General features: G+C 60.2%; 3 protein-coding genes. All 3 read left to right on the top strand.

All coding sequences use genetic code 11. The features are described from left to right. A partial coding sequence (locus WB528_RS01590) for an amidase family protein (protein WP_423886680.1) occupies positions 1–688 on the top strand: 688 nt, incomplete at its 5' end. Between the two features lie 3 nt (positions 689–691). Beyond that, on the top strand, positions 692–982 hold the full coding sequence (locus WB528_RS01585) for a hypothetical protein (RefSeq protein ID WP_423886679.1): 291 nt from the start codon (positions 692–694) through the stop codon (positions 980–982). After that, a complete protein-coding gene (gatB, locus tag WB528_RS01580) occupies positions 979–2,457 on the top strand; it encodes an Asp-tRNA(Asn)/Glu-tRNA(Gln) amidotransferase subunit GatB (protein ID WP_423886678.1) in 1,479 nt (492 codons plus the stop codon). Before WB528_RS01585 ends, gatB begins: the two co-directional genes overlap by 4 nt. Positions 2,458–3,753 lie beyond the last annotated feature (1,296 nt).

Genomic DNA, 3,753 nt, shown 5'->3' with positions numbered 1-3,753 from the left:
CATGAAGATCGGAATCCCCCGGGAGTATCGCCTCGACGGCATGCCGGCCGAAATCGAGAAGCTGTGGAGCGAAGGCGCGGCGTGGCTTAAGGCGGCGGGCGCCGAACTCGTCGAGGTGTCGCTGCCGCACACCAAATATGCGCTGCCGGCTTACTATATCGTCGCGCCGGCGGAAGCTTCCTCCAACCTCGCGCGGTACGACGGCGTTCGCTACGGCCTGCGTGTGCCCGGCCGGGCCATCTCCGACATGTACGAGAACACCCGCGCCGAAGGTTTTGGCAGCGAGGTCCGCCGCCGCGTGATGATCGGCACCTATGTGCTCTCGGCCGGTTACTACGACGCCTACTATCTACGGGCCCAAAAGGTGCGCACACTGATCAAGAAGGATTTCGAGGATTGCTTTGCTTCCGGCGTGAACGCGATCCTCACTCCGGCGACGCCGTCGGCGGCCTTCGGCGTCGGCGAGAAGGGCGCGGACCCGGTCGAAATGTATCTCAACGACATCTTCACGGTGACGGTGAACATGGCGGGGTTGCCGGGCATCGCGGTGCCTGCCGGCAAGGACAGCCAAGGCTTGCCGCTTGGCCTGCAATTGATCGGCCGTCCCTTCGACGAGGAGACGCTGTTTTCGCTCGGCGAGGTCGTTGAGCAGGCGGCGGGGCGCTTTACGCCGGCGAAGTGGTGGTGAGCAATGGTTGAATTGAGCGCAAGCCTTTCGAATGCAGCACCACCGCCTGATCTGACGCCGCCGCTGGCTGCGTTGTGGTGGGCAGCCAAGGGAAACTGGGACGCGGCGCATAAAACCGTCCAGGAGGAAAGCGACGCTCATTCAGCCTGGGTGCACGCCTATCTGCATCGCGTCGAGGGTGACCTTTCCAATGCCGGTTACTGGTATCGCCGGGCCGGCCAGCCGGTGGCGAAAGATGCGCTTGACGTCGAATGGGAGCGGATCGTCTCAATGCTTGAAGGTGGCAAGGCATGACGGCAACGGGCGGTAAATTGATTCCGGGCGCAACCGGCGACTGGGAAGTCGTGATCGGCATGGAGGTCCATGCCCAGGTCACCTCGAACGCCAAGCTGTTTTCCGGTGCGTCGACCGAATTCGGCGGCGAGCCCAATTCCCATGTCTCGCTGGTGGATGCGGCGATGCCGGGCATGTTGCCGGTCATCAACGCGCATTGCGTCAAGCAGGCGGTGCGCACAGGCCTTGGGTTGAACGCGAAGATCAACCTGCGCTCGGTGTTCGACCGCAAGAACTATTTCTATCCGGATTTGCCGCAGGGCTACCAGATCAGCCAGTACAAGTCGCCGATCGTGGGTGAGGGCGAGGTAACGGTCGAGCTGGAAGGCGGCAAGACCGCGACCATCGGCATCGAGCGGCTGCATCTGGAGCAGGACCCAGGCAAAATGTTGCACGACCAGTCGCCGTCGCTGTCCTTTATCGATTTCAATCGCTGCGGCGTGGCGCTGATGGAGATCGTCTCCAAGCCCGACATCCGTGACGCCGAGCAGGCCAGGGCCTATGTGACCAAGGTGCGTTCGATCCTGCGCTATCTCGGCACCTGTGACGGCGACATGGAGAAGGGAAACCTGCGCGCTGACGTCAACGTGTCCGTGCGCAAGCCCGGCGGGCCGCTCGGCACCCGGTGCGAGATCAAGAACCTGAACTCGATCAATTTCATCGGTCAGGCGATCGAGCACGAGGCGCGCCGCCAGATCGAGATCATCGAGGATGGCGGCACCATCGAGCAGGAAACCCGGCGGTTCGATCCCGACAAGGGCGAAACCCGCTCGATGCGCTCCAAGGAAGAGGCGCACGACTATCGTTATTTCCCGGATCCCGACTTGCTACCCCTGGAATTCACCGACGCCTATGTCGCCGAGATCAAAGCGGGCCTGCCGGAACTGCCGGACCAGAAGAAAGCGCGCTTCATCGCGGAGTTTGCACTCTCGGCCTATGATGCCGGCGTGCTGGTCGCGGAGCGCGAGAGTGCGGATTTTTTCGAGACGGTGCTTGCGGGGCTCGCGAACAAGGCGCGGGACGGCAAGCTTGCCGCCAACTGGGTGATCAATGAGCTATTCGGGCGGCTGAACAAGGAAGGTCTTGCCATCGGCGCCTCGCCGGTTTCGGCGGCGCAGCTGGGTGGTATCGTCGATCTGATCGGCGAGGGGACGATCTCCGGCAAGATCGCCAAGGACCTGTTCGAGATCGTCTGGCAGGAGGGCGGCGACCCCCGCGCAATCGTCGAGACGCGCGGCATGAAGCAGGTCACTGACCTTTCGGCGATCGAAAAGGTGGTCGATGAGATCATCGCGGCCAATCCGGACAAGGTCGCGCAAGCGAAGGCGAAGCCGCAGGCGCTCGGCTGGTTCGTCGGCCAGGTGATGAAGTCTTCCGGCGGCAAGGCCAACCCGCAGGCCGTCAACGATCTGCTGAAATCCAAGCTCGGCATCTGAGTTAGATCGCATCGGCTTCGTGCTCGACGTCTGTTGAAGCACGCGCGCGGTCATCAATCATTCACGATGTTTGGAAATACGCGGTGCTCGCTGCGCGACGTCGCCCCGAATCAGCCGCAATCGATTCGAGCGAAAATCCGCGTTTGGCGAGTGCCGATGAGACGCAGTGGCGATTTCCTTGAAAATTTTTTTATTGCCAAATATCGCGACTCAGAGTCCGCGAAGCGTCCGTTGGAACGCATTTGTTGACGTCTCGCGATGTTGACCACGCAACGATCGCTGATATCGCAAATAACGAAAACCTCTGCCATACAAGTGTTTCGTGCAATCTTGCGAAGATGACGTCGATATCTCCGGTGGATTTTTCGCATCCAGGCGCGAGCGCTTACGCGTCGCTGCGATTGCCGTGCGTCGCTCGCTCCCGGCTTGAAGCGTCAATACTTCCTTAAGCGGGAAGATGTTTTTTTCAGTGCGTTGGTGTATTCGGGATGCAGTGCATTTCGATTCCCGAGTGCACGCAGCGATTAAGCCATCTCACTACATTAGGAGGGCAACATGGCCAAGAAAGCTAAGAAGGCAAAGAAGGCGAAGAGCGCAGTGAAGAAGACTGCGAAGAAGACCCGCAAGGTCGCGAAGAAGAAGTAAGCTCGCCTTCAGAAGATTGCCGGCGGTTTGATGCCGGCACGTCACGCGAGCCCTTCCGACGATCGGCTTCCCAAGCGAAGCAAATTTGAAGAGTGGCTCTTGTCGACGAAAGAGGGTGTCGGCGAGACATCAGGTCAAACGGCTGGATCGTCATTTGAGGGAGCTTGCTCCCGCCGAAGGTCGGTCCGGCAGAAGAAACAGGTTTTCTTCGTTCGGTGCGAATCTTCAAGTGGTTCGCAATTTCACCGGTCCGAGGGCCCGATTGCCCGAAGTCCTCCAGTGAAATCTGGTCCTGACGTGTTCGCCGACGCCCTCGTTCCAAGCCGGTGTGCTTGAAGCCCGGCCAACCTTTTCAAATCCTCAAAATCCCGTTCGATGCGCGACCGCTGGCGTCCTGGGCTAAGCGGCACCTGCGTCTTGCCATCCGAGCCGCGATCGCCTGACCCGTTGCGGCAATGGTTATCGGTTGGCGAAATGCCAGGGTAAACTGATTCCTTAAGCAGCCGAGAAACCCGCATGACATGGGGATATCTCGCATACTGCCGGCGCGGGAGGCGAAACCGCGTTTACGGCCGATTCATCCCGAACCTTAAACTGTCCTTCAAATTTTACCGGTCATGATCGCCTCAACAGCCGGTCAGCGGCGACATG

The sequence above is a fragment of the Bradyrhizobium sp. genome (assembly GCF_049586575.1).
Lineage (GTDB): Bacteria > Pseudomonadota > Alphaproteobacteria > Rhizobiales > Xanthobacteraceae > Bradyrhizobium.
The sequence above is the reverse complement of the archived record's forward strand: the minus strand, read 5'-3'. Positions and strand labels throughout refer to the sequence as shown.

Excerpts from the sequence above, each read along its gene's own strand:
- WB528_RS01585 (WP_423886679.1), top strand. The coding sequence starts at position 692 with ATGGTTGAATTGAGCGCAAGCCTTTCGAATGCAGCACCACCGCCTGAT.
- gatB (WP_423886678.1), top strand. The coding sequence starts at position 979 with ATGACGGCAACGGGCGGTAAATTGATTCCGGGCGCAACCGGCGACTGG.